Below are 20,534 nucleotides of genomic sequence, written 5' to 3'. Positions count from 1 at the left end.
CGGCACCACGGCACCACCGACCCGCTCCCCCCACCCGCTCCCTCCCGAAGGACGAGGACACCGTGACCAGTTCCGCCTCCCAGGCACCCGGACCGGCAGCCCCCGGCGAGCCCTCCGCCGACCTGCTGCGCCAGTTCTGGTGGCTGCACGACGCCCGCTGGTACCAGGGGGTCGCGCGGCGGTTCGGCCAGGACGCGGCGAACGAGGTCAACGCGGAGGCGATGCAGTTCGTCACCCGGCGGATCGCCTCCGCCTACGCGCGGGAGGAGGGGCTGGCCCCGGGCCTCTCCGCCGCCGAGCTGGCGGGCGCGCTGACCGGCATCTCGGAGCTGATGACCGGGGACGCCGTGGAGGCCTCCAACAAGGTCACCGGCGAGGACTCCTTCGAGACGGCGGTGACCCGCAACTTCGCCCTGGAGATGCTCGCGCGCGCCGGAACGCTGGAGGGCTACGCGTGCCCGTGCCCGCAGATGCGGGCGGGCTGGTTCGAGGGGCTGAAGACGGAGGTCAGCGACCACCGGGTGGAGTGCCTGCGCACCGGCGGCTCCGCCTGCCGCTTCCGTACGAGCACGACCACGAGCACGACCACGACCACCGCCACTACCGCCAGTGCCACCGCCACCGCCACCGCCACCGCCACCAGCAGCACCGCCCCCGGGAAGGAGACCCCGTGACCACGCCCGACCCCGGCGCCCCCGCCGCGTACGTCACCAGCGCCATCGAGCAGTTCGCCGCCCGCGGCGAGCGCATCGCGCTGATCCACGGCGAACGGTCCATGACCTTCGCCGCGCTGCTCTCGCTGGCCTACCGGACGGCCCGGGTCCTGCGGGACGCGGGCCTGGGCCGCGGGGACCGCCTCGTCCTGCTGGCCGCCAACCCGATCGAGATGTCGGCGGTGGGCCTGGCCGCGCACCTGCTCGGCATCAGCTACACCCCGGTGTACGCGGCCGGCGGCGAGCAGGTCGCCGCGCACATCCTGCGCGACGCCGCGCCCGCGGCCGTCATCCTCGCCTGCGCCGGGCCGATCCTGCCGGGGCACCGGATGGCCGAACTCGCCCGCGCCGCCGGGGTGAAGCGGCTGTTCGCCCTCGGCCCCGTCGCGGACCCGGACGTGACCGACCTGCTCGCCGAGGCCGCCGCCCGGTCGCAGGCCCCCCTGCCGGTGGAGGCACGGGAGGACGATGTCGCCCGGGTCCTGTACACGGGCGGAACCACCGGCCTGCCCAAGGGGGTCGTGTACACCTTCGGCGCGCTGACCGCGGCGGCCGGCGCCTGGGCGGGCGCGGCCCCGCCGCCGGGGCTGCGGTTCCTGGCCATGACCCCGATGGCGCACGCCGCGGGCGCGATCGCCTGCGGCCTGCTGCGCCACCACGTGAGCGTGGAGCTGTTCGACGAGTTCGACGCGGAGGCGCTGCTGGTGCGGATCGCCGAGGCCTCCGCGGAGGGCCGGCCGGTGACCACGTACCTCTACCCGCCGTACCTGTACCGGCTGCTGGACCACCCCGCCCTGGCGGAGACCGACCTGTCCGGGCTCGCGGCCGTCAGCTACGGCAGTGCGCCCGTGACCCCGCACCGGCTCGCCCAGGCGGTCCGCAGCCTCGGCCCGCGGCTGCGGCAGAGCTACGCCCTGACCGAGGCCATCGCGATCACCTCGCTGGGTCCCGAGGACCACGCGGCGGCCGCCGCGTCGCGGCCCGAACTGTTCGGCTCGGTGGGCCGTGCGGTGCCCGGGGTGTCCCTGCGCGTCACGGACGCCGACGGCCGCACGCTGGGGCCCCGTACGGAGGGCGCGGTCGAGGTGTCCGGGCCCACCGTGATGGCGGGCTACTGGCAGCGGCCCGACCTGAGCGGCGAGGTGCTGCGGGACGGCTGGCTGAGCACCGGCGACCTCGGGGTGATCGACGAGGACGGCTACCTGTACCTGACCGGGCGGGCCAAGGACCTGGTCATCGTCGACGGCACCAACTGCTATCCGCAGGCCGTCGAGAACGTGCTGACGGCCCATCCGGACATCCGGCGCGCCGCCGTCATCGGGGTGCCCGACCCGCGCACGGGCGAGGCCCTGGTCGCCGTCTGCGTTCCCCGGGAGGACCCGTGGGAGGACCCGTGGGAAGGGGGCCGGCCCGGCCTCGTGGAGGAACTGTCCGCCGCGGTGCGCGGCGCCCTGGGCGCGGCGCACGTGCCCGGACGGTTCGAGTTCGTCACGGACATCCCCACGGCCTCGTACGGAAAGCCGGACAAGGCGGCGCTGCGCGCCCGTTTCTCGCCCCTGGCCCCGCTGAACCTGACAAGCCTGACGCCCGCCGGGAGCAACGGATGACCATCGAAGCCAAACCGTGGACCCGCCCCGCGTCGCCGCGGGGACTGGAGGGCTGGCTCGACTCCCTCCGCGACCTGCTGATCATCCCGCCGGAGCTGCGCGACGAGTGGGTGGAGCGGGACGCCGCGCTCGAACTGCTCCAGTGCGGGCCGGAGATCCTCGACGAGCTGCTGCGCCGCGGGCTGCCGCACGGCGGGACGCCGGGGGCGGAGCGCTTCGACCGCTTCGACCTGGTGAACCTCGCGCTCTACTCCGGCTCGGGAACCTCCGTACCGGAGAAGACGATGCGCTACGCCCTGCGCTGGATGCATGCCGATCCCGAGTCCCTGTTCCGGCCGCGGCGCTGGAACTACTCCGTCGAGCTGACCCCGCCGGCCGCCCACGGCGAGGGGGAGCCGGAGCGCACCGACTGGAACCTGGCCACGCCCCACCCGGAGCTGAGCGGCGGCTGGACGGAGTCCCTGTCGATCGGGCCCGAGGGGGCGGCGACGCTCGGGGAGAAGGACATCACCGCGAGCGGCACCGCCGGGCTGACCGCCTCCGGGGTGCTGGTGACCTCCGGGGAGCGGCGGGAGATCGTCTCGGAGAAGCTGCGCGCGATCGTGACCTCGTACGGCCCGGACCGGTTCCGCTGGGGCCGGATGCCGGAGGAGCTCCAGTGGCGCAAGGACGAGGTGCTCGCGCAGGGCTACGCCCCCTGCATCTCGGTCTGCCTGGAGCTGGCCGAGCGGTGCCGGGAGGCCGGCTTCGAGGCCCGTACCCGGCGCGGCTGGATCATGGGGATGCTCGACCTCGCCCATTCCTGGCTGGAGGTCGTGGACGAGGACGGCCTGGTCAAGAACATGGACCCGGCCTTCGTCATCCTGGCCGACCACCACGCCGAGACCCCGCACCCGGACATCGCGCAGGCCTTCACCGGTTCGCTGCTGAACCGGCTGCTGCCCACGGAACACCATGCGGACGAACCGGTGAACGGGTACCGCCGCGGCGGCGCGTTCGCCCATCCGCGCCACCAGACCGACATCCAGCTCTCGGCGGAGCAGCCCGCTCCGCGCGAGGGCGCCGTCGCCGGCAACGGCTCCGGCAACTGAGAGAGGAAAAGGATCCGATGAGCACGCCCGTGCTGCAGGCCGACGCGCAGTTGCAGTCCATACTCGACCGGCTCGTGTCGATGTCCGAGCGCGACCACTACGACCCGTACACGATGTTCGACTGGCCGGAGACGCTGCCCGAGGACCAGTACTGGATGACTCCGGAGCTGCTGTCCATCCACGGGACCAAGGTGGCCGAGTCGTTCACCGAGGAGCAGAAGTGGGCGATCAGCAAGTGGGAGAGCGTCAACTTCTACAGCCTGAACGTCGACGGCATCCGTGAGCTGATCACCGAGATCATCGCGCGGATCCACACGAAGGACTTCGCCCTCTCCTCGGAGTACTTCCACCACATGATCGGCGAGGAGAACGCCCACATGTGGTTCTTCGCCCGGTTCTGCCTGCTGTACGGCGGCAAGGTCTACCCGGACAAGGGCGTCCAGCTGGAGATGAAGTCCGAGGGCGAGTCGGCCCACTTCCTGGTCTTCGCGCGGCTGCTGCTCTTCGAAGAGGTCGTGGACTTCTTCAACAAGCGGATGGGCGACGACGAGCGGCTGCACCCCACGATCCGCAAGATCAACGCCATCCACCACCAGGACGAGTCCCGGCACGTGGCCTTCGGCCGGCAGATCGTCTCGCACCTGCACCGCCAGCTGCGCGAGAAGCTGAGCACGCAGGAGCTGGCCGAGCTGGAGCTGTACCTCAAGCGGTACCTGCGCAAGTCGGTGGACGGTCTGGTGAACCCGGCGGCCTTCCGGGACGCGGGCATCGCGAACCCGTACCAGGTGCGCAACGAGGTGCTGGCCGACCCGGCCTTCCACGAGCTGGAGCGCAAGATGCTCAAGCGCTCGATGAGCTTCCTCGTGAACGAGGGCATCTTCACCGACGACGTCCTGCCGCGCTCATGAGCACCGCGACCGGCGTCGACGCCGTGATCCAGTACCTGCTGACCAAGCGGCCCGAGCTGACGTCGATCGATCCGGACCTCGACCTGGTCGAGAACCGCATCCTCGACTCCCTCGGCTTCGTCAACTTCCTCTACGTGCTGGAAGAACAGACCGGCGAAGAGATCTTGATGGAGCACGTGACCCCGTCTGATTTTCGTACGATCAACTCGATTCGAAAGAGGTTCTTCCATGAGTAGTCAGGAGGCGGGGCGCGCCCCTTCGACGCGCGGCGGTCTCGCCACCCTCGGGCCGGGTGCGCTGAGGCTGCGGGCCACGCTGGAGGGCGTGTTCACCGGCTGGGCGGCCGAGGTCGGCGCCGACGCGGTGCAGTACCCGCCGCTGATGCGGGTCGAGGACCTGCACCGGCTGGACTACTTCCAGAACTTCCCGCAGCTGGCGATCCTGGGAGCGGCCCTCACGGAGGAGGCCGCTCCGCAGTACGCGACGGGCGGCTCGCGCGAGCCGTCGCTGCCGGCCGGGCACCTCACGGAGGCCTCGTACGCGCTGCCCTCGGCGGCCTGCTACAACGTCTACCTCGATCTGACGGGCCGCACGCTGGGCGACGGTCCCCACAAGGTGACCACCGTCGCCACCTGCTTCCGCCGCGAGACGCACTACGACGCGCTGCGCCGGCTGCTGGGCTTCAGCATGCGCGAGATCGTGTGCGTCGGCACCCGGGACGAGGTCCTGGCCCACCTGGAGCTGTTCCGGAAGAAGATCACGGGCTACCTGTCGGAGCTCGGGCTGCCGGTCGAGATCGAGGCGGCCACGGACCCCTTCTTCGACGCGAGCGCGGGACGCGCGCTGATGGCCCAGCTCTTCCCGGTGAAGGAGGAGTTCGTCTTCGACGGCTCGCTGGCCATCGGCTCGCTCAACTTCCACCGCAACTTCTTCGGCGAGCGCTGCGAGATCCGCACCGCGGACGGCGAGCCCGCCTTCACCGGGTGCGTGGCCTTCGGCCTGGAGCGCTGGATCAGCGCCCTCACCTCGCACTTCGGACTGACCGAGGACGAGCTGGCCGACCGGGTACTGGCGGCCGGCCGGCCGTGAACCGGAGCGGATCGGAGGGCACGGCGGCCACCGCCGCCCCGGCGGTTCGGGTCGCGGCCGGGGGGCGGGACTTCCCGGCGGGGCGGGCCTTCCCGGCGGGGCAGTTGGCCGCGGGCCCGGGTGTCGTACGCGCCTGGTGGGCCGACGGGCGCACGCTGCCGGCCGGCGCGGTGGCGGAGCTGGCGGCCACCGGGCTGGCCCCGCACGAGCGCACCCGGTACGACGCCGTCTCCGATCCGCTGGGCCGGGCCGAGTTCGTCCTGGCCCGGTCCGTGCTGCGCGGGGTCCTGGGGCGGATGCTCGGGCGGCCGCCCGCCCGGGTGGGCCTCGCCGTGGACCGGGCGGGGCGGCCCTGGGTGACGGGCGCTCCGGGGGTCGACGTGAGCATCGCGCACGCCGCGGGTGTGGTCGTCGTCGCCGTGGGCAGCGGGCTCGCGCCCCGGACCCGTATCGGTGTGGACGTCGAGGAGGTGCGTACGGTCCCCCGGGCCGGCGAACTGGCCCGGCGGCTGTTCTCCCCCGCCGAACGCGCCCGCCTCGGCCAGGCCTCCGGCCGGGCCGGGGACCTGCTGTGGCTGGACCTCTGGACCCGGCGGGAGGCGTACGTGAAGGCCGTGGGCACCGGGGTCCGTGCGCTGGCCGGGGTCCCGGACCAGGACGTCGGCCACCGCTGGCACCCGCTGCGGCTGCCGCGGGGGTTCACCGGGGGCCTGGTGGTCGTGGATCCCGGCTGACCGGCCCCCGTTCCCCGCTCCCTCCTTCTCTTTCCCATCCCACCGTTCGAGTCGTACTTTTCGAGGAGCAGTTCCATGACTGAGAACACCGCCGCACAGCTCGCCGTCACCGTGGTGGGCGGCCCCACCACGGTCATCGACCTGGGCGGGCTGCGGTTCGTGACGGACCCGACCTTCGACGCCGCCGGTTCCTCCTACGAGCTGGGCCCGGTCGCCCTGCACAAGATCGCGGACCCGGCGCTCGACCCCGGCCGGCTGGGCCCGGTCGCGGCCGTCCTGCTGTCGCACGACCAGCACCCCGACAACCTCGACGGAGCCGGGCGCGCCTTCCTCAAGGAGGTCGCCCTGGTGCTCACCACCGAGCAGTCCGCGGAGCGCGTCGGCGGTACCGGGCTGGCGCCGTGGGCCGAGCACGTACTGGAGCGCCCGGACGGCGGCCGCCTCGTGGTCACCGCGGTCCCGGCGCAGCACGGTCCGGCCGGTACCGAGCCGATGCTCGGAGCCGTCACCGGCTTCCTGCTGAGCGGCGAGGGGCTGCCGACGGTCTACGTCAGCGGCGACAACGTCTCCCTGGAGCCGGTGCGGGCCCTCGCGGAGCGCCTCGGCGGGGCCGGCGTCGACCTGGCGGTGCTGCACGTGGGCGCGGCGCAGCTCGCCCCGTTCGGCCCGACGCTGCTCTCGCTGACCTCGGAGCAGGCGGTGGAGGTGGCGCAGCTGCTGGGTGCCCGCAAGGTGCTCGCCGTGCACCAGGACGGCTGGCAGCACTTCACGGAGGGTCAGGACGCCGTCGGCGCCGCCTTCGAGAAGGCGGGCGCGGCCGGGCTCCTGGTGGTTCCCGAGGCGGGCAGCAGCTTCGCGCTCTGACCCTCGGGCCGTGGAAGGGTCGGTGCCCCGGGCCGCGCGTGCGGCCCGGGGCACCGGCCCGTTCGTTCGCGGGGTGCTCCGTCGCTCAGGCGCCCATCGCGTGGTGGCCGCCGTCGACGTGGACGATCTCGCCCGTGGTCGCCGGGAACCAGTCGGAGAGCAGCGCGGCGCAGGCCCGTGCCGTGGACTCCGTGTCGGTGACGTTCCAGCCCAGGGGTGCCTGCGCCGCCCAGTCGTCCTGGGTGCGGGCCAGGCCCGGGATGGCCTTCCCGGCGGTGGTCCGCAGGGGGCCGGCCGCCACCAGGTTGGACCTGATGCCGAGCGGGCCGGCTTCCCGGGCGAGGTAGCGGTTGGCGGACTCCAGGGAGGCCTTGGCCACGCCCATCCAGTCGTAGCCCGGCCAGGCCTTCGTGGCGTCGAAGGTCAGTCCGACCACCGAGCCGCCGCGGCCCATGAGCGGGAGCAGCGCCTTGGCGAGGGAGACGTAGGAGTAGGCGGAGGTGTGGACGGCGGTGGCCACGTCCTCCCAGGGGGCGGTGAGGAATCCGCCGAGGCAGCTCGGCGGGGCGAAGGCGATGGAGTGCAGGACTCCGTCGACGCCGCCGAGCTGCTCGCCGACCAGGTCCGGGAGGCGGTCGAGGTGGTCCCGGTCGGTCACGTCCAGTTCGACGACGGGCGGCTTCTCGGGGAGCCGCCGGGAGACCAGTTCGACCAGGGACATCCGGCCGTAGCCGGTGAGGAGGATCCGGGCGCCCTGTTCCTGGGCGATCCGGGCGGCCGCGAAGGCGATGGACCGCTCGGTGATCACCCCGGTGACGACGATCCGCTTGCCGGCGAGGAGGCCGCCGGTGGCGGGGGGTGCGGTGGGTTCGGGAAGGACGGTGGTCATGTGATCAGTGCCCCATTCCCAGGCCGCCGTCCACGGGCACGACCGCGCCCGTGACGTAGCCGGCCCGCTCCCCCGTGAGCCAGGCCACCGTGTCGGCCACGTCCTCGGGCCGGCCCGCCCGGCCGGCCGGGATCTCCGCCAGGTGGCTGCTCTTGCGGGCTCCGGACAGGGCGGCCGTCATGTCCGTCTCGATCAGGCCGGGCGCCACCACGTTCACGGTGATGCCGGAGGTGGCGACCTCGCGGGCGAGCGAGCGCGCCATGCCGACCATGCCGGCCTTGCTGGCGGCGTAGTTGACCTGGCCCGGGTTGCCGCGCAGTCCGGCGACGGAGGACACGAAGACGATCCGCCCCCACCGGCCGCGCAGCATTTTGGGCAGGGCCCGCCGGGCACAGCGCCAGCCGCCGGTGAGATTGGTGTCGAGGACCCGGGAGAACTGCTCCTCCTGCATCCGCAGCATGGGCCGGTCCTCGGTGATCCCGGCATTGGACACGAGAATCTCCACCGGGCCGAGCTCCGCCTCGACCGCGGTGAATGCGGAGTCGATCTGTTCCGCGTCCGAGACATCGCAGGGAACGGCCAGGAATTTCCCGTCCGGTGGTCCGCTGCGGTAGGTGACGGCAACCCGGTCACCACGTCCGAGGAATTCCTCGGCAATGGCGAGCCCGATTCCCCTGTTTCCTCCCGTGACCAGCACCGTGCGTGGCAACGAAACTCTCCGTTCCTCTCGTTTTCTCTTGCGCGGCCGGCGCGGTGATCAGCCCTGAATGGTGGTGCTCTGGAATTCCTTCATGTAGTACGTGTTGCCGACGCGGACCGCCGTCCAGGAGACGATGATGCGCTGGCCGATCGGCACCTGCTCCGGGTCGGTGTAGGTGTCACCGGGCTTGAGCAGCCCGCCGAGCCCGTCGATCACGGCCGTGGTGCTGGACAGGCAGCGCACGCTGAGCGGCTTGCCGATCATCCGGGTGCCCGCGAGGGGACCGGCGAAGGCGCCCTGGTAGAAGGACTGGATCGCGGTCCGGCTGGTGAGGTAGGCGCCGTTGCTCGGAATCATGTGCCCGTCCGTCGTGAACTGGGCGGCGACTCCGGCCGCGTCACCGTTGTTCCACGCGGCGAAGAGCCGGTGCGGGACGTCGGTGATGGCGGTCTGCGTCGGCGAACACACCGGACCGAACAGGGAATCCTGCGCGGGTTCTTCGACGGCGTTCGCCGCGGTGGCCACTCCGGCGAGCAGCATCAGGGAAACAGCAGGAATCGCAATGCGACGGGCAAGACTCACGGAATCTCCATTGACTGGCGATCGGACCTTCTTGGCCAGTCTAGGGACGCTCGGGATGTCTGAAAAGTTTTCCCTCGGCGCGATCAGGAATTCAAATGACGCAGAATGCGGATCGTCCGGAATTCACCTTTCCGTTTCCGTTTCCCGTTCCCGTCACCGCTCCTGTTCCCGTTCCTGTTCCTGTTCCCGTTCGGCCGTCTCCGTCTTCTCCACGCGCACCGGCACCCCGTTGAAGACGGCCGTCCCGGAGAGCGGGTCGACGACCGAGCTGTCGGTGAGCGCGTTCATGCTCACGCCCGGCTGGGTGGCCGCGTGCGTGAGCCGGCTGCCCCGGCGCCCGTGCCCCCAGCCGTACGGGAGGCTCAGTACGCCCTCGCGCAGCCGGTCGGTGGGCTCCGCCGGCACCACGACCTCACCGGCCCGGCCGCGGACCGTGACCAGGTCTCCGGCGGTGACGCCCAGGCGCTCCGCGTCCCCCGTGCTGATCTCCAGGGCGCAGCGGTTGGTTCCGCCGGACAGGGTCGCGATGTTGTGCGACCAGCTGTTGACGGACTTCAGCTGGCGGCGGGAGATGAGTACGAACCCGCCGGCGTCCAGTTCCCGCAGCCGCGCGTCGAGCCGGGGCAGGTCCGCGGTGATGGCGGGCGGGCACAGTTCCACCAGGCCGGAGGCGGTCATGACGACCTCCTCGCGGCGGGGCCGCAGCGGCCCGAGGTCGATGCCGTTCGGGGTCGCCTTGAGCAGGGCCAGGTTCAGGCCGTCGGGGCGTCTGCCGAAGAGGTCGCCGGCGGGGCCCAGCCGGAGCATGAGGTCGAGCCGGCGTTCCAGGGCGTTGTCCCCGGTCAGTTCCCGCTTGAGCGCGGCCGGTTCTCGCCCGTGCAGGGGCGCCCCCGGGCGGCCGGAGGCGGCCCTGAGGGTCAGGTCGGTCAGTGCCTCGTCCACGCTGTCGGGGTCGCCGTCCACGCTCTTGCCCGAGGCGATGAGGACCAGCCGGGCGAGGATCTCCGCCTCGCTGGGGCGGCCGGGCGCCAGGGGCCGTACGGGCGGGGAGAAGCGGGCGTTGCGGCGGACGGAGCGGCCGGCCAGGACCACGTCGTAGTGCGGGGATTCCAGGGCGCTGGGCGGCGGCAGGATGACGGAGGCGTGGCGGGTGGTCTCGTTCAGGTAGGGGTCGACGCAGACCATGAAGTCCAGGCCGGGCAGGGCCCGGTCCAGCCGTTCGCCCTGCGGCGAGGCGAGCACCAGGTTCCCGGCGATGCACAGCAGGGCCCGTACCTGCCCTTCACCCGGGGTCTCGATCTCGTCCGCGAGGGTCGCAGTGGGAAGTTCGCCGTTGGCCTCGGGCAGTGCGCGCACTCTGCTGTGCCAGCGTCCGGTGCGGAAGGGCTCGGCGGGGCGGCGGGTGGCGTGCGGGGCCTCACCGAAGAGGACTCCGCCGGGGCGGTCGAAGTTCCCGGTGATGATGTTGACCACGTCCACCAGCCAGCTGGTGAGGGTGCCGAACTCAGTGGTGCAGGTGCCCAGTCGTCCGTACACGGCGGCGGTGGGCGCGGCGGCCAGCTCGCGCGCGAGCGTACGGATGGTCCCGGCGGGGACCCCGCAGGCGTCCGCGACGTCCTCGGCGGCGAACCCCTTCACCTGGACGGCCAGCTCGTCGAAGCCGGCGAAGCCGGGGCCGGGGTCCTTCGCCAGGCCCTCGTCGAACAGGGTGTGCGCGATGCCGAGCAGCAGCAGGGCGTCGGTGCCCGGGCGGATCGGGACGTGCGCGTCGGCGAGGTCCGCGGTGCGGGTGCGGCGCGGGTCGACGACGACGAGGCGGCCGCCGCGCGCCTTCAGCGCCTTGAGGCGGCCCGGCAGGTCGGCGACGGTCCACAGGCTGCCGTTGGACTCCATGGGGTTGGCGCCCAGGACCAGCAGGTGGTCGGTGCGGTCGATGTCCGGCAGCGGGAAGGCGAGCGGGTCCCCGTACATCCAGCCGCAGGCCACGCTCTTGGGCATGGTGTCGAGGGTGGTGGAGGAGTAGATGTTGCGCGTGCCGAGGCGTTCGCGCAGCACCAGCATGTAGAGCGGCAGGGCCAGCGTGTGGATGACCGGGTTGCCCATGTAGAGGGCGACGGCGTCCTTGCCGTGCCGTTCGCTCACCCCGCGCAGTCCGCGCTCGACGGCGGCGAAGGCCTCGGCCCAGCCCACTTCCTCGAAGCCGCCGTCGGGGCGGCGCACCAGCGGGGCGGTCAGCCGGTCGGGGTCGCTGTCGAAGCGGCCCAGGGAGGCGCCCTTCGGGCAGAGGTAGCCCTTGCTGAAGACGTCGTCGCGGTTCCCCTTGACCCGGGTGACGACCTCGTCCGACAGGGTGATGCTCAGCCCGCAGGTCGCCTCGCACAACGGGCACACCCGTGTCGCCGTCCGCTCCAACACCGGTCGCCCCCACACCACTTGATCAACTGCGCGCAGTGTAGCCACGGGGGTCCGGGCTGTCCCGCGTTCTATCGCCCGTGACGGCCGACGGCCCGGCGCGGTGCGGCGGGGCACCGCCTACTGCAACCCCCGGCCGGTCCCGCGCCGTCCGCCCCGGATGCGCCGCGCGCCATGGGCGACTTCTGGACCAGGCTCCACCAGGCCGTCGGCCGACGCGGGCCTCACGGCCGGTGCGCGGGGGTGCTGGGGGGTGCTGGGGGGTGCTTCGCGCCGGGCATCCGGAGCAGTGCCCGCGCGGCGAACGCGCCCGTACACGTCCACGTCGTGCCGGTGTGGTCTCGTTCTTGTCCGTCGACGGTCGTACCGGCCGGCTCGGCGTTCCGCGGGATCGACATCGGGCAGAAGGCGGGCAGGTTCTTTGGGATCCGGACGGTTCACCCTCCCCAGCCTCTCCGCCCTGACCGCCGTCTGCGTGCTGGCGGCCGTGCCGGGCGCCGCTCCCGCGACGGCCGCGGCCTCCGCGGAGGCGTACTGGACGGCCGGGCGCATGGCGGCGGCCGTGCCCGTCGACTCCGTGCGGAGCCGGGCCGCGGCCACCGCCCGGGCGCCCGCCGGCACTCCGGCCGGCGTCCACTTCGACGGCATGCCGATGGTGGGCACCTTCTTCTACCGGCAGGCCGGGATCGGTACCGCCGACACCTCGTGCACCGGCAGCGTCGTCCGCAGCGCGGGCCGGAGCATGGTGCTCACGGCGGCGCACTGCGCGGCCGGCATGCGGCACCCGGCGAGCCAGGCGGTGTTCGTGCCCCGCTACCGCCACGGAAGGACGGCCGCCGCCCAGCCGTTCGGCGTCTTCCCGGTCCGGGCCAAGGGCGTGTACACGGACCCCCGCTACCGGTCGAACGGCAACGCCGCCGTCTCCGACCTGGACTTCGCCTTCGTCCTGGTCGGACCGAACGCGAAGGGACGCGTCGAGAACCTCACCGGGGCCCTGACCTTCACGCCCGTCAGCACGTACGAGCACCAGGTCACCGTGGTCGGCTACCCGTCCGCCTCCCGCGTGAACAAGGAGCACCAGGCCGTCCGGTGCGAGGTGCCCACCACCCGGCTGAGCGGTTTCCGGCAGCTGCGGATGGTGTGCGAGGGCTTCTACGGAGGTGTGTCCGGCGGCCCCTGGATCAAGGACTACGACGCGGCGCACCGCACCGGCAAGGTCATCGGCAACACCGGTGGCTACCACGGCGGCGGCAACGACTCCTGGGTGACGTACGCCCCCGCCTACGGCAGGGACGCCCGGGACCTGTACGAGGACGCCGACGCCGGGCGCGACCCCGGCTCCCTCTCCCGGCCGCCCTACGAGGGTTCCCCCGACAGCCACCCGCTGCCCGGCTCGGGCGAGCTGTGGACCCATGCGAAGGCCATGGCCTCCGGAGACTTCACCGGCAGCGGCCGCAGCAGCCTCCTGGTGGTGTGGACGGACGGCGAGGTGACCCTCTTCCCGGGGGACGGCCGGGGCGGCTTCCTCCCGGAGCGCCGGCTCCTGGCACCGAACGCGGGCTGGAAGGACGTCGCCACCGTCACCGCGGGCGATTTCACCGGCTCGGACCGGTTCGACCTGCTGGTCCGCCGGACCAACGGCCGGATGACCCTGTACGGCGACGTCGGCTCCCGGGGGCTGGGCCGCGGCACCGCGATGGCCCCCGCCGGATCCGTCTGGAAGCACGCCGCCCAGATCACCGCCGGCCGGTTCAACGCCGCCCACTACGTCACCGACCTCGTGGTCCGCTGGTCGGACGGCGAGGTCTCCCTGCACACCGCCGTGGGCGCCGGCACCTTCGGCCGGGAGCACCGGCTGGTGGGCCCCGGGCCGGCCTGGAAGGGCGCCGCCCTGCTCGCCGCCGGGCAGTTCTCCGGCCACCACAAGTGGGACCTGCTGGTCCGCCGGTCCAACGGCGCGCTGGCGAGCCACCCGGGCATCACCCCCCGCGGGCTCGGCGGCGAACGGCGCCTGCGCGCCCCGAACCGCACCTGGACCCACAGCGCCCTCATGACGGCCGGCCGGTACACCGGCGACGGCCTCACCGACGACCTCGTCGTCCGCTGGAGCGACGGCGAGACCACCCTGTACGAGGACACCCGCGCGAACGGCCTCGCCGCCGAGCGGCTGCTCGTCCCGCCACGGGCCCCGTAGCCTGCTCACCAGTGCCGGACCGCCGGGTCAGTGCGGGGTGCGGGGTGCGTTCAGGCCCGTGACGACCATGTGCGTCAGGAGGGCGTAGCTCTCGTCCAGGCCTTCGGGCAGGGCGAAGGCGCCTGCGGTTTCGAGGGAGACGAAACCGTGGGCGGTGGCGCGCAGGCAGCGGGCCGCGTGCACGGCCGCGGAATCCTCCAGGCCGTAGGCCCGCAGGGTGGCGAAGAGGATGGTGATCAGGCGTTCCCCGGCTTCGGCGGTCCGCGGCTCCGGGCTCTGCAGCAGGGCCGCGTACCGGTGGGGCCGGCGCAGGGCGTAGCCGCGCCAGGCCGTCATGAAGGCGCGGATCGCCTCGTCGGCGGAGCGGCCGATGACGGCGACCCCGATCTCGTCCGCCATCTCGTTCATGATCCGCGCCGACAGCAGGTCACGGAGCTCGGCGAGGTTGCGCACGTGCTTGTAGAGGGAGGGCGTCGCCACGCCCGCCCGGCCGGCCACCGCCGACAGGGTCAGGCCCGCCGGGCCCTCCGCGTCGACGAGGCCCAGCGCCACGTCGACCACCGCGTCGGCGGAGAGCGAGGCCCTAGGCGGCCTGGGCACGGGCGGTCTCCTTGAGGAAGGACACGATGGCCGCGGCGGTCTCGGCGGGGAACTGCGCGTGGGCGTAGTGGCCCGCGCCCTCGATCATCACGAGGCGGCCGCGCCCCGCGGGCAGTGCGGCGACGACGGCCGCGCCCTCGGCGGCCGGGTCGGCCCAGTCGCAGTCGAGGGTGCCCTCGACGATCAGCGCGGGGCACCGGACGTCGCCGAGCCGGGCGCCCGCGTCGGTGGGGGCGGACATTCCCATCCTGGCGACGACGGCCATCCGGCCGGGCCGGGCCAGGTCGGCGTCGAGTGCGGCGAGGTGGGCGGCGTGGCCGGCCGGGCGGGCACCCGGGTAGGCGTGGTCGAGGTAGCGCTTCCACACGCCGCGGCTGCGCAGGATGCCGGCGCCGAGCAGCAGGAGCATGCCCGTGCGGTAGCGGGCGTGGGAGCCGAGGGCTCCGAAGTCGATCTTCTGGGCCTTGGTGAACGGGCTGATCTCGACGATGGCGCCGACCAGTTCGGGTTCCTGCGCCGCCGCGATGGTGGCGGCGCCGCCGGCGAAGGAGTGGCCGACGACGACGGCCGGTCCGCCCAGGTGCCGGATCAGGGCGAGCAGGTCGCCCGCGACGTCGGTACGGGTGTACGAGGCCCAGCCGGTGCTCGATTCCCCGTGTCCGCGCAGGTCGGTCGAGGCGACGCGGTACCCGGCGGCGACGAGCAGGGCCGCGGTCTCGCGGTAGGCCCCGCGGCTGTCGCCCATGCCGTGGGCGAGCACGACCAGCGGGCCCTCGCCCGTGACCTCGTAGGCGAGGCGTCCACCGTCCGTGCTCAGAAACTCCGTCATGACCCGTCCCCCGGAAGTAGCAGCTAATGCCTGTCACTCACAAGCTAATGCCATTAGCCGCGAAGGTCAACTACTTCGGGTCGCGGTGGAACAGGGACTTGGACCAGAGGTAGCCGAGCACGGCCAGCCCCAGGCACCAGGCGACGGCGATCCACCCGCTGTTGCCGATCCCGGTACCGAGCAGCAGCCCGCGCAGGGTCTCGATGGCCGGGGTGAAGGGCTGGTACTCGGCGACCGGCTGGAACCAGCCCGGCATCGCGTCGACCGGGACGAACGCGCTGGAGAGCAGCGGCAGGATCATCAGCGGCATCGCGTTGTTGCTGGCGGCCTCGGCGTTCGGGCTGGTCAGGCCCATGCCGACCGCGATCCAGGTGAGCGCCAGGGAGACGAGCGCCAGCAGACCCAGCGCCAGCAGCCATTCCACGGCGGTGGCGTCGACGGACCGGAAGCCGATGGCCACCGCGACGGCCCCGACGAGCACCACGCTCATCACGCACTGGATCACGCTGCCGATGACGTGCCCGATGAGCACCGACCCGCGGTGGATCGCCATCGTGCGGAAGCGGGCGATGATCCCTTCGTTCATATCGGTGGAGACCGACACCGCGCTGCCGATCGTGGTGCCGCCGATGGTCAGCATCAGGATGCCGGGCACGAGGTAGGCGAGGTACTCGCTCCGGCCCCCGCCGCCGTCCCCGAGGCCGGCGCTCATCACGTCTCCGAAGATGTAGACGAAGAGCAGGAGCAGCATGACCGGGGTGAGCAGCAGGTTCAGCGTCAGGGACGGGTAGCGCCGGGCGTGGAGCAGGTTGCGGCGCAGCATCGTGGCCGAGTCGCGGACGGCGAGGGAGAGAGAGCTCATCGGACGTCTTCCTTGGTCTGGTGGGTGGAGGCGGTCAGGGCGAAGAACACGTCGTCGAGGTCGGGGGTGTGCACGGTCAGTTCGTCCGCCTCGACGCCGGCCGAGTCCAGCCGGTCGAGGAGCAGGCGCAGGGCGCGCTGGCTGCCGTCGCTGGGGATCTGCAGGGCCAGCGCCTCCTCGTCCCGGGTGACCTCACCGAGCGCGTCGGCGGCCGACCGGTAGGCGGCCGGGTCGGAGAACCTCAGTCGTACGTGGCCTCCGGGGATCAGCCGCTTGAGTTCCTCGGCGGTGCCCTCGGCGGCGATCCTGCCGTCGTTCAGCACCGCGATCCGGTCGGCGAGTTCGTCGGCCTCCTCCAGGTACTGGGTGGTGAGGAAGACGGTCACCCCGCCGGTGACGAGTTCGCGGATGATCTGCCACATGGTGTGGCGGGAGCGGGGGTCGAGGCCGGTGGTCGGCTCGTCGAGGAAGATGATCCGCGGATCGCCGACCAGGGTCATGGCGATGTCGAGCCGGCGCTTCATGCCGCCGGAGTAGGTGGAGGCCGGCTTCTTCGCCGCTTCGGTGAGGTCGAAGCGGTCCAGCAGTTCGGCGGTGACCCGTCGCCCCTCCCGCTTGGACAGGTGGTGCAGGTCCGCCATGAGGAGCATGTTCTCCTCACCGGTGATCAGCCCGTCCACCGCGGAGAACTGCCCCGTGACACCGATCGCCGCCCGCACCCCGCCCGGGGAGGCCGCGATGTCGTGGCCCGCGACCCGGGCCTGTCCGCCGTCGGCGGCGATGAGCGTGGACAGGATCTTCACGACGGTGGTCTTGCCGGCGCCGTTGGGTCCGAGCAGGGCGAACACCGAACCGGCCGGGATGCTCAGGTCGATGCCGTCGAGGACGGTCTTGTCCCCGTAGGCCTTGCGCAGACCGACCGCGGAGACGGCGGCCGGAGACGCGTGACCGTCCGGTCGACGTGATGTGGGCATGACAGAAGAAGGCATGGAGCCCTCCATTCGAAGGCTGAAGCGACGGGGGATGGAGAAGAAGAAGAAGGGCTGCGCGAGCGAGGGGACGGCCACGAGGAGGGTCGGGCCCCTCCGTGGAGGGTCAGGCCCCGGCGGCGAGCGCGCGGCGGACGTCGATGTTGCCGTACTTCGTCCGGGCGCGGACCTTGACGGTGTCCGCGTTCCCGTCCGGGCTCCCGGACGCGGTCAGGGTGTTGCGGACCTGGCCGGAGCCGGAGCTGACGTCGAGCCAGGCGGCCGTGCCCTCGCGGACGCCGACCTCGATGGCCCCGTAGGAGGTCTCCAGTTCCACGGTGCCGCGGACGACTTCGCCCACCCGCAGGGTGCCGTGGGCGGTCTTGGCGGTGACCGAGTCCTCGGCACGCCGGATCTCGATGTCACCGTTGGCGCCGCTCACCCGCAGCTCGGCGGCCGCGGCTCCGACGGTCGTGGTGCCGTGCGAGTTCTTCAGGACGGCGGGGCCGCCGACGAAGCCGAGGCGCACGCTGCCGGAGCTGGTGGTGATCTCGGTCGCGCCCTCGGCCCGGTCCACGGTGATCGAGCCGTGCGAGGCGGTCAGCCTGAGCGGGCCGGTCGTGTCGAGGCGCACGTCGCCGGACGAGGTCTTCACCCGGACCTCGCCGAGCCGTCCCTCGCCGAGCACCTGGGTCCAGGCGCCGGCCGTGTCCACGTGCGAGCCCGTGGGCAGGTCGACCGTCACGTCGACGATGCCGGGCTTGCCGAACGGGTTGGACTTGGGCGTCCGGACCGTCAGCACACCGCTGTGGTACGCGACCTCGGTCTGCTCGGCGGCCCGTACGTCCTTGTCGCGCTTGGGGTCCCGGGGCCGCACCGCGACGACGGTGTCGAGGCGGTCGCCCGCGGTGAACTGGATGGAGCCGGCCTCCACGTGCGCGGTGACCGAGATCGCTTCGGAGGTGTCGAAAGTAGGCATGGCTGTCCCGTCCTCTTGGGTCTTCTGGGCGTCCCCGCTGGTGGGACGTGGTGGGGGTGAAGTGATGCGGTGCGGTGATGTGCGGTGCTGGAGCCGGGCCCGGTCAGCTCACCCAGCCGGTGAAGCTCTGCCCCACGCTCTGGGACTTCTCCGCCGGGCGCGGCCTGGCTCCGCCGTCCACCGCGGCCGATACGGCGCGCACCAGCCATGCGTTGACCGAGAGTCCTTCGCGGCTCGCGGCCTCCTCGGCGCGGGCCTTGAGGTGGGCCGGCAGGCGCAGGTTGACGCGGGCGGTGCCGCCCTCGTCGCCTTCGGCGGATGCGTGCGGTGCGAGCGGTTCGGCGGTGGCGGGCTCCACGGGGGCGTGGTTCTCGCCGGCCGGCAGCGTCACCACGAACTCGGGATCGAGCCCCCGCAGCCGTACGTCGACCGAGCCGGGGGCGAGTTCGCGGGTGATCTCGTCCATCGCGGCGGAGAGCACGTTGAGCAGGGTCAGGCGGGTCGCCGACTCCAGGGGAGCGGTGAGCCTCTCGGCCAGCTTGCGGGCTTCGTCGCCGCCGGCCTCGGCGGCGACGGCGAGCTCCTGGCGGAGTGTGGAGACGTAGGGCGTGAGGTCCATGTCCCCAGCATGGCACAGGGATGGCGCCATGTCGAGCCAATGTGGCGCCACTGTGCTGCACAGTGATGTCGCGACATATAAAAATGCTGGTCAGAGCAGTGACACCATGGTGCGCCAGAGTGACGCCAGGGCGACATCACCCGGAAGTCCTTCGGAGCCGGCCGGTCAGGCGGGCAGTTCCCGCAGCAGGCGGTGCGGCCCGCGGGGACGTCCGCGCCGCGCTGCCCCCGGCGGATGTTCAGCAGGTCGGCGCACGTCTGCCGGTCCGGTGTCCCGGCGGCCGTCGAAGGCGGCGATCGCCGCTGACCGCGGCCGGGACGGCCGTGGGCCTCGTCCTGAGCTGCGTGGGCACCATCGCCGCGCGGTGCGGCCGGCCCCTCCGGCGTTCGAGGAGCTCGGGTCAGGCCGTGGACGCCGTCCGGCGGGCGTAGTGACGGGCCGCCTTCGCGCGGTTGCCGCAGCCGGTGCTCGTGCACCAGCGCCGGGTGCCGTTGCGGCTGACGTCGTGGAAGCGCAGCCCGCACGTCGGGTTGGCACAACTGCGCACCCGGTCCGCCGCGGTGTTGAGCAGCCGGAGGTAGTCCGCCGCCGCGAGGTACCCGAACAGGCGGCCCGAGTCGGGCGCCTCCAGCCGTTCCACGGGCCCGGCGGCCGTGAGCAGCCGGCGGATCCGGCCCGCGTCGAGCAGCCGGTTGAAGGCGTCGAGCGCCCCCGGCCCCGCATCGGAGCGCCCGACCACACCGGCCAGCGCGGAGCGGGCGGCCCGGGCGGCCGTCAGGGTGGTCCGGTCGGCGCGCAGTTCGCCGCCGGCGTACGCGGCGGCCACCCGGGACCCGGCCAGCCAGCACGCGAGGCCGGCGGTGGAGTCCAGCAGGTCGTAGCGGCCGTACCGGTCGTGCCAGTGGGTGTTGAGGAGGTCCAGGCTGAGCGGCTCACCGGTCAGCGGACGCGGATCGGGCACGCTCGCCCCCATCGCCGCCCTCGTCGCCGCGCCCATCCCCATGCCCATGCCCGTCCCCGTCCCCGTCCCGATCGTCGCCCCCGCGCGGTCCGCGCGGTCCGCGCGCTCCGCGCTCATCCCCGCGGCCCGGTGTGCACGGGCTCGGGCGCGGCCGCGAAGGCGCAGTACGGCGAGGAGCCCTCGGCCCGGTACAGCTCCACGGCCTGCGGCGCCGCGAGGATCCCCGGCAGGATCAGCTGCCACAGCCGGGTCAGGTGCCCGCGCAGCGGCCCGCAGGAACGGCCCGGGCGGTGCTCCTCCCCGCGCAGGCACACGTCCATCCCGATCAGTGAGTACACGAGCTGCGCGGCCGTCCCCCAGGGGTCGGCCGCACCGGCGAGGGCGTCGGCCAGCTCCTCGCGGACGGCGTCGGTCCAGGAGACGCTGCCGTCGGGGTAGTGCACGAACTCCCGGGTCAGCCGGGCGCCCGCCCGTACGACGGGATCGTGCCCGAGCCGCCCGGCGACCGCGTGCGTCATGTCGACGGCGGTCTGCAGGGGCCGCATCCCGCGGTGCGGTACGGCGCCCAGCGCGCCGACGATCGTCTGCCGGGCCTCGGTGCGCACCGCTCTGACCAGGTCGTCCTTGGCGGGGAAGTGGTACATCAGGGCGCCCTTCGTCACTCCCGCGGCGGTGCAGATCACCGCGAGCGAGGCCCCTTCGTACCCGTAGAGGTCAATGGCCTTGGCGGCGCCGTCGATCAGAGCCCTGCGCGTCCGCTCGGCTCGCTCCTGCTGCGCCATGGGCGCTCCTCGTGCGTAGGGGATGGAGAGCACGGATGGTGCGGTCGGGGCGGGCCCGCCCTGGCCCGAACTGCCAGCCGGCGAAGATCCCCACGGCCTGCTGGTCGCTGTCGACGGCCGTGAGGGTGTGCTCGAAGGGTGCCAGCCGGGT

Annotated in this window: 21 protein-coding genes; 9 read left to right on the top strand and 12 right to left on the bottom strand. The window is 72.9% G+C overall.

Annotation, left to right across the window (positions count from 1 at the left end; all coding sequences use genetic code 11):
- Positions 1-62 precede the first annotated feature (62 nt).
- From ACWCP2_RS23415 to ACWCP2_RS23380, 8 genes are all read left to right on the top strand, one after another.
- On the top strand, positions 63-674 hold the full coding sequence (locus ACWCP2_RS23415) for an L-2-amino-thiazoline-4-carboxylic acid hydrolase (protein WP_450910521.1): 612 nt from the start codon (positions 63-65) through the stop codon (positions 672-674).
- Positions 671-2,320: an AMP-binding protein gene (locus tag ACWCP2_RS23410; protein ID WP_450910520.1), complete on the top strand. Its 1,650-nt coding sequence runs from the start codon at positions 671-673 to the stop codon at positions 2,318-2,320. Before ACWCP2_RS23415 ends, ACWCP2_RS23410 begins: the two co-directional genes overlap by 4 nt.
- Complete coding sequence (locus ACWCP2_RS23405) at positions 2,317-3,411, top strand: hypothetical protein (protein WP_450910519.1); 1,095 nt, start codon at positions 2,317-2,319, stop codon at positions 3,409-3,411. The genes ACWCP2_RS23410 and ACWCP2_RS23405 overlap by 4 nt, the downstream gene beginning before the upstream one ends.
- Before the next feature lie 17 nt (positions 3,412-3,428).
- Positions 3,429-4,319 carry a diiron oxygenase gene (locus tag ACWCP2_RS23400; protein WP_450910518.1) on the top strand — a complete coding sequence of 297 codons (891 nt, stop codon included), beginning with the start codon at positions 3,429-3,431 and terminating at the stop codon, positions 4,317-4,319.
- Entirely contained in the window at positions 4,316-4,555 is a 240-nt protein-coding gene (locus tag ACWCP2_RS23395) for an acyl carrier protein (protein WP_450910517.1), read from the top strand. Before ACWCP2_RS23400 ends, ACWCP2_RS23395 begins: the two co-directional genes overlap by 4 nt.
- Positions 4,548-5,408, top strand: a complete 861-nt coding sequence (locus ACWCP2_RS23390) for an aminoacyl--tRNA ligase-related protein (RefSeq protein ID WP_450910516.1) — start codon at positions 4,548-4,550, stop codon at positions 5,406-5,408. The genes ACWCP2_RS23395 and ACWCP2_RS23390 overlap by 8 nt, the downstream gene beginning before the upstream one ends.
- On the top strand, positions 5,405-6,142 hold the full coding sequence (locus tag ACWCP2_RS23385; protein ID WP_450910515.1) for a 4'-phosphopantetheinyl transferase family protein: 738 nt from the start codon (positions 5,405-5,407) through the stop codon (positions 6,140-6,142). The genes ACWCP2_RS23390 and ACWCP2_RS23385 overlap by 4 nt, the downstream gene beginning before the upstream one ends.
- 75 nt (positions 6,143-6,217) lie before the next feature.
- Positions 6,218-7,006: an MBL fold metallo-hydrolase gene (locus ACWCP2_RS23380; RefSeq protein ID WP_450910514.1), complete on the top strand. Its 789-nt coding sequence runs from the start codon at positions 6,218-6,220 to the stop codon at positions 7,004-7,006.
- An 85-nt stretch (positions 7,007-7,091) separates the two neighbouring features.
- Here the strand turns inward: ACWCP2_RS23380 and fabI are convergent, their stop codons facing one another.
- The 4 genes from fabI to ACWCP2_RS23360 form a co-directional block, all read right to left on the bottom strand.
- Positions 7,092-7,895: an enoyl-ACP reductase FabI gene (gene fabI, locus ACWCP2_RS23375; RefSeq protein ID WP_450910513.1), complete on the bottom strand. Its 804-nt coding sequence runs from the start codon at positions 7,893-7,895 to the stop codon at positions 7,092-7,094.
- 4 nt (positions 7,896-7,899) lie between these two features.
- Positions 7,900-8,604, bottom strand: a complete 705-nt coding sequence (locus ACWCP2_RS23370) for a 3-oxoacyl-ACP reductase family protein (protein ID WP_450910512.1) — start codon at positions 8,602-8,604, stop codon at positions 7,900-7,902.
- A 48-nt stretch (positions 8,605-8,652) separates the two neighbouring features.
- On the bottom strand, positions 8,653-9,177 hold the full coding sequence (locus ACWCP2_RS23365) for an SgcJ/EcaC family oxidoreductase (protein ID WP_450910511.1): 525 nt from the start codon (positions 9,175-9,177) through the stop codon (positions 8,653-8,655).
- A 153-nt stretch (positions 9,178-9,330) separates the two neighbouring features.
- On the bottom strand, positions 9,331-11,589 hold the full coding sequence (locus ACWCP2_RS23360) for a molybdopterin-dependent oxidoreductase (protein WP_450910594.1): 2,259 nt from the start codon (positions 11,587-11,589) through the stop codon (positions 9,331-9,333).
- Between the two features lie 421 nt (positions 11,590-12,010).
- Here ACWCP2_RS23360 and ACWCP2_RS23355 point away from each other — a divergent pair, with 421 nt between their 5' ends.
- Positions 12,011-13,783 carry a trypsin-like peptidase domain-containing protein gene (locus tag ACWCP2_RS23355; RefSeq protein WP_450910510.1) on the top strand — a complete coding sequence of 591 codons (1,773 nt, stop codon included), beginning with the start codon at positions 12,011-12,013 and terminating at the stop codon, positions 13,781-13,783.
- A 27-nt stretch (positions 13,784-13,810) separates the two neighbouring features.
- Here ACWCP2_RS23355 and ACWCP2_RS23350 read toward each other — a convergent pair whose 3' ends face one another.
- From ACWCP2_RS23350 to ACWCP2_RS23315, 8 genes are all read right to left on the bottom strand, one after another.
- The gene (locus ACWCP2_RS23350) at positions 13,811-14,383 is read right to left on the bottom strand and encodes a TetR/AcrR family transcriptional regulator (RefSeq protein WP_450910509.1); all 573 of its coding nucleotides are present in this window, start codon (positions 14,381-14,383) and stop codon (positions 13,811-13,813) included.
- Positions 14,367-15,212: an alpha/beta fold hydrolase gene (locus tag ACWCP2_RS23345; RefSeq protein WP_450910508.1), complete on the bottom strand. Its 846-nt coding sequence runs from the start codon at positions 15,210-15,212 to the stop codon at positions 14,367-14,369. The genes ACWCP2_RS23350 and ACWCP2_RS23345 overlap by 17 nt, the downstream gene beginning before the upstream one ends.
- A gap of 70 nt (positions 15,213-15,282) precedes the next feature.
- A complete protein-coding gene (locus tag ACWCP2_RS23340; protein ID WP_450910507.1) occupies positions 15,283-16,074 on the bottom strand; it encodes an ABC transporter permease in 792 nt (263 codons plus the stop codon).
- Positions 16,071-17,063: an ATP-binding cassette domain-containing protein gene (locus tag ACWCP2_RS23335; RefSeq protein WP_450910506.1), complete on the bottom strand. Its 993-nt coding sequence runs from the start codon at positions 17,061-17,063 to the stop codon at positions 16,071-16,073. Before ACWCP2_RS23335 ends, ACWCP2_RS23340 begins: the two co-directional genes overlap by 4 nt.
- A 106-nt stretch (positions 17,064-17,169) precedes the next feature.
- Positions 17,170-18,021 (bottom strand): DUF4097 family beta strand repeat-containing protein, encoded by an 852-nt coding sequence (locus tag ACWCP2_RS23330; protein WP_450910505.1) that lies wholly within the window; start codon positions 18,019-18,021, stop codon positions 17,170-17,172.
- Between the two features lie 103 nt (positions 18,022-18,124).
- The gene (locus ACWCP2_RS23325; protein WP_450910504.1) at positions 18,125-18,640 is read right to left on the bottom strand and encodes a toxin-antitoxin system HicB family antitoxin; all 516 of its coding nucleotides are present in this window, start codon (positions 18,638-18,640) and stop codon (positions 18,125-18,127) included.
- 400 nt (positions 18,641-19,040) lie between these two features.
- Entirely contained in the window at positions 19,041-19,718 is a 678-nt protein-coding gene (locus tag ACWCP2_RS23320) for a CGNR zinc finger domain-containing protein (RefSeq protein ID WP_450910503.1), read from the bottom strand.
- On the bottom strand, positions 19,715-20,383 hold the full coding sequence (locus ACWCP2_RS23315) for a TetR family transcriptional regulator (protein ID WP_450910502.1): 669 nt from the start codon (positions 20,381-20,383) through the stop codon (positions 19,715-19,717). The genes ACWCP2_RS23320 and ACWCP2_RS23315 overlap by 4 nt, the downstream gene beginning before the upstream one ends.
- Positions 20,384-20,534 lie beyond the last annotated feature (151 nt).

Source organism: Streptomyces sp. NPDC002104 (assembly GCF_053593795.1).
Note: the sequence above shows the minus strand (reverse complement) of the source record. Positions and strands in the feature narration are given on the sequence as shown.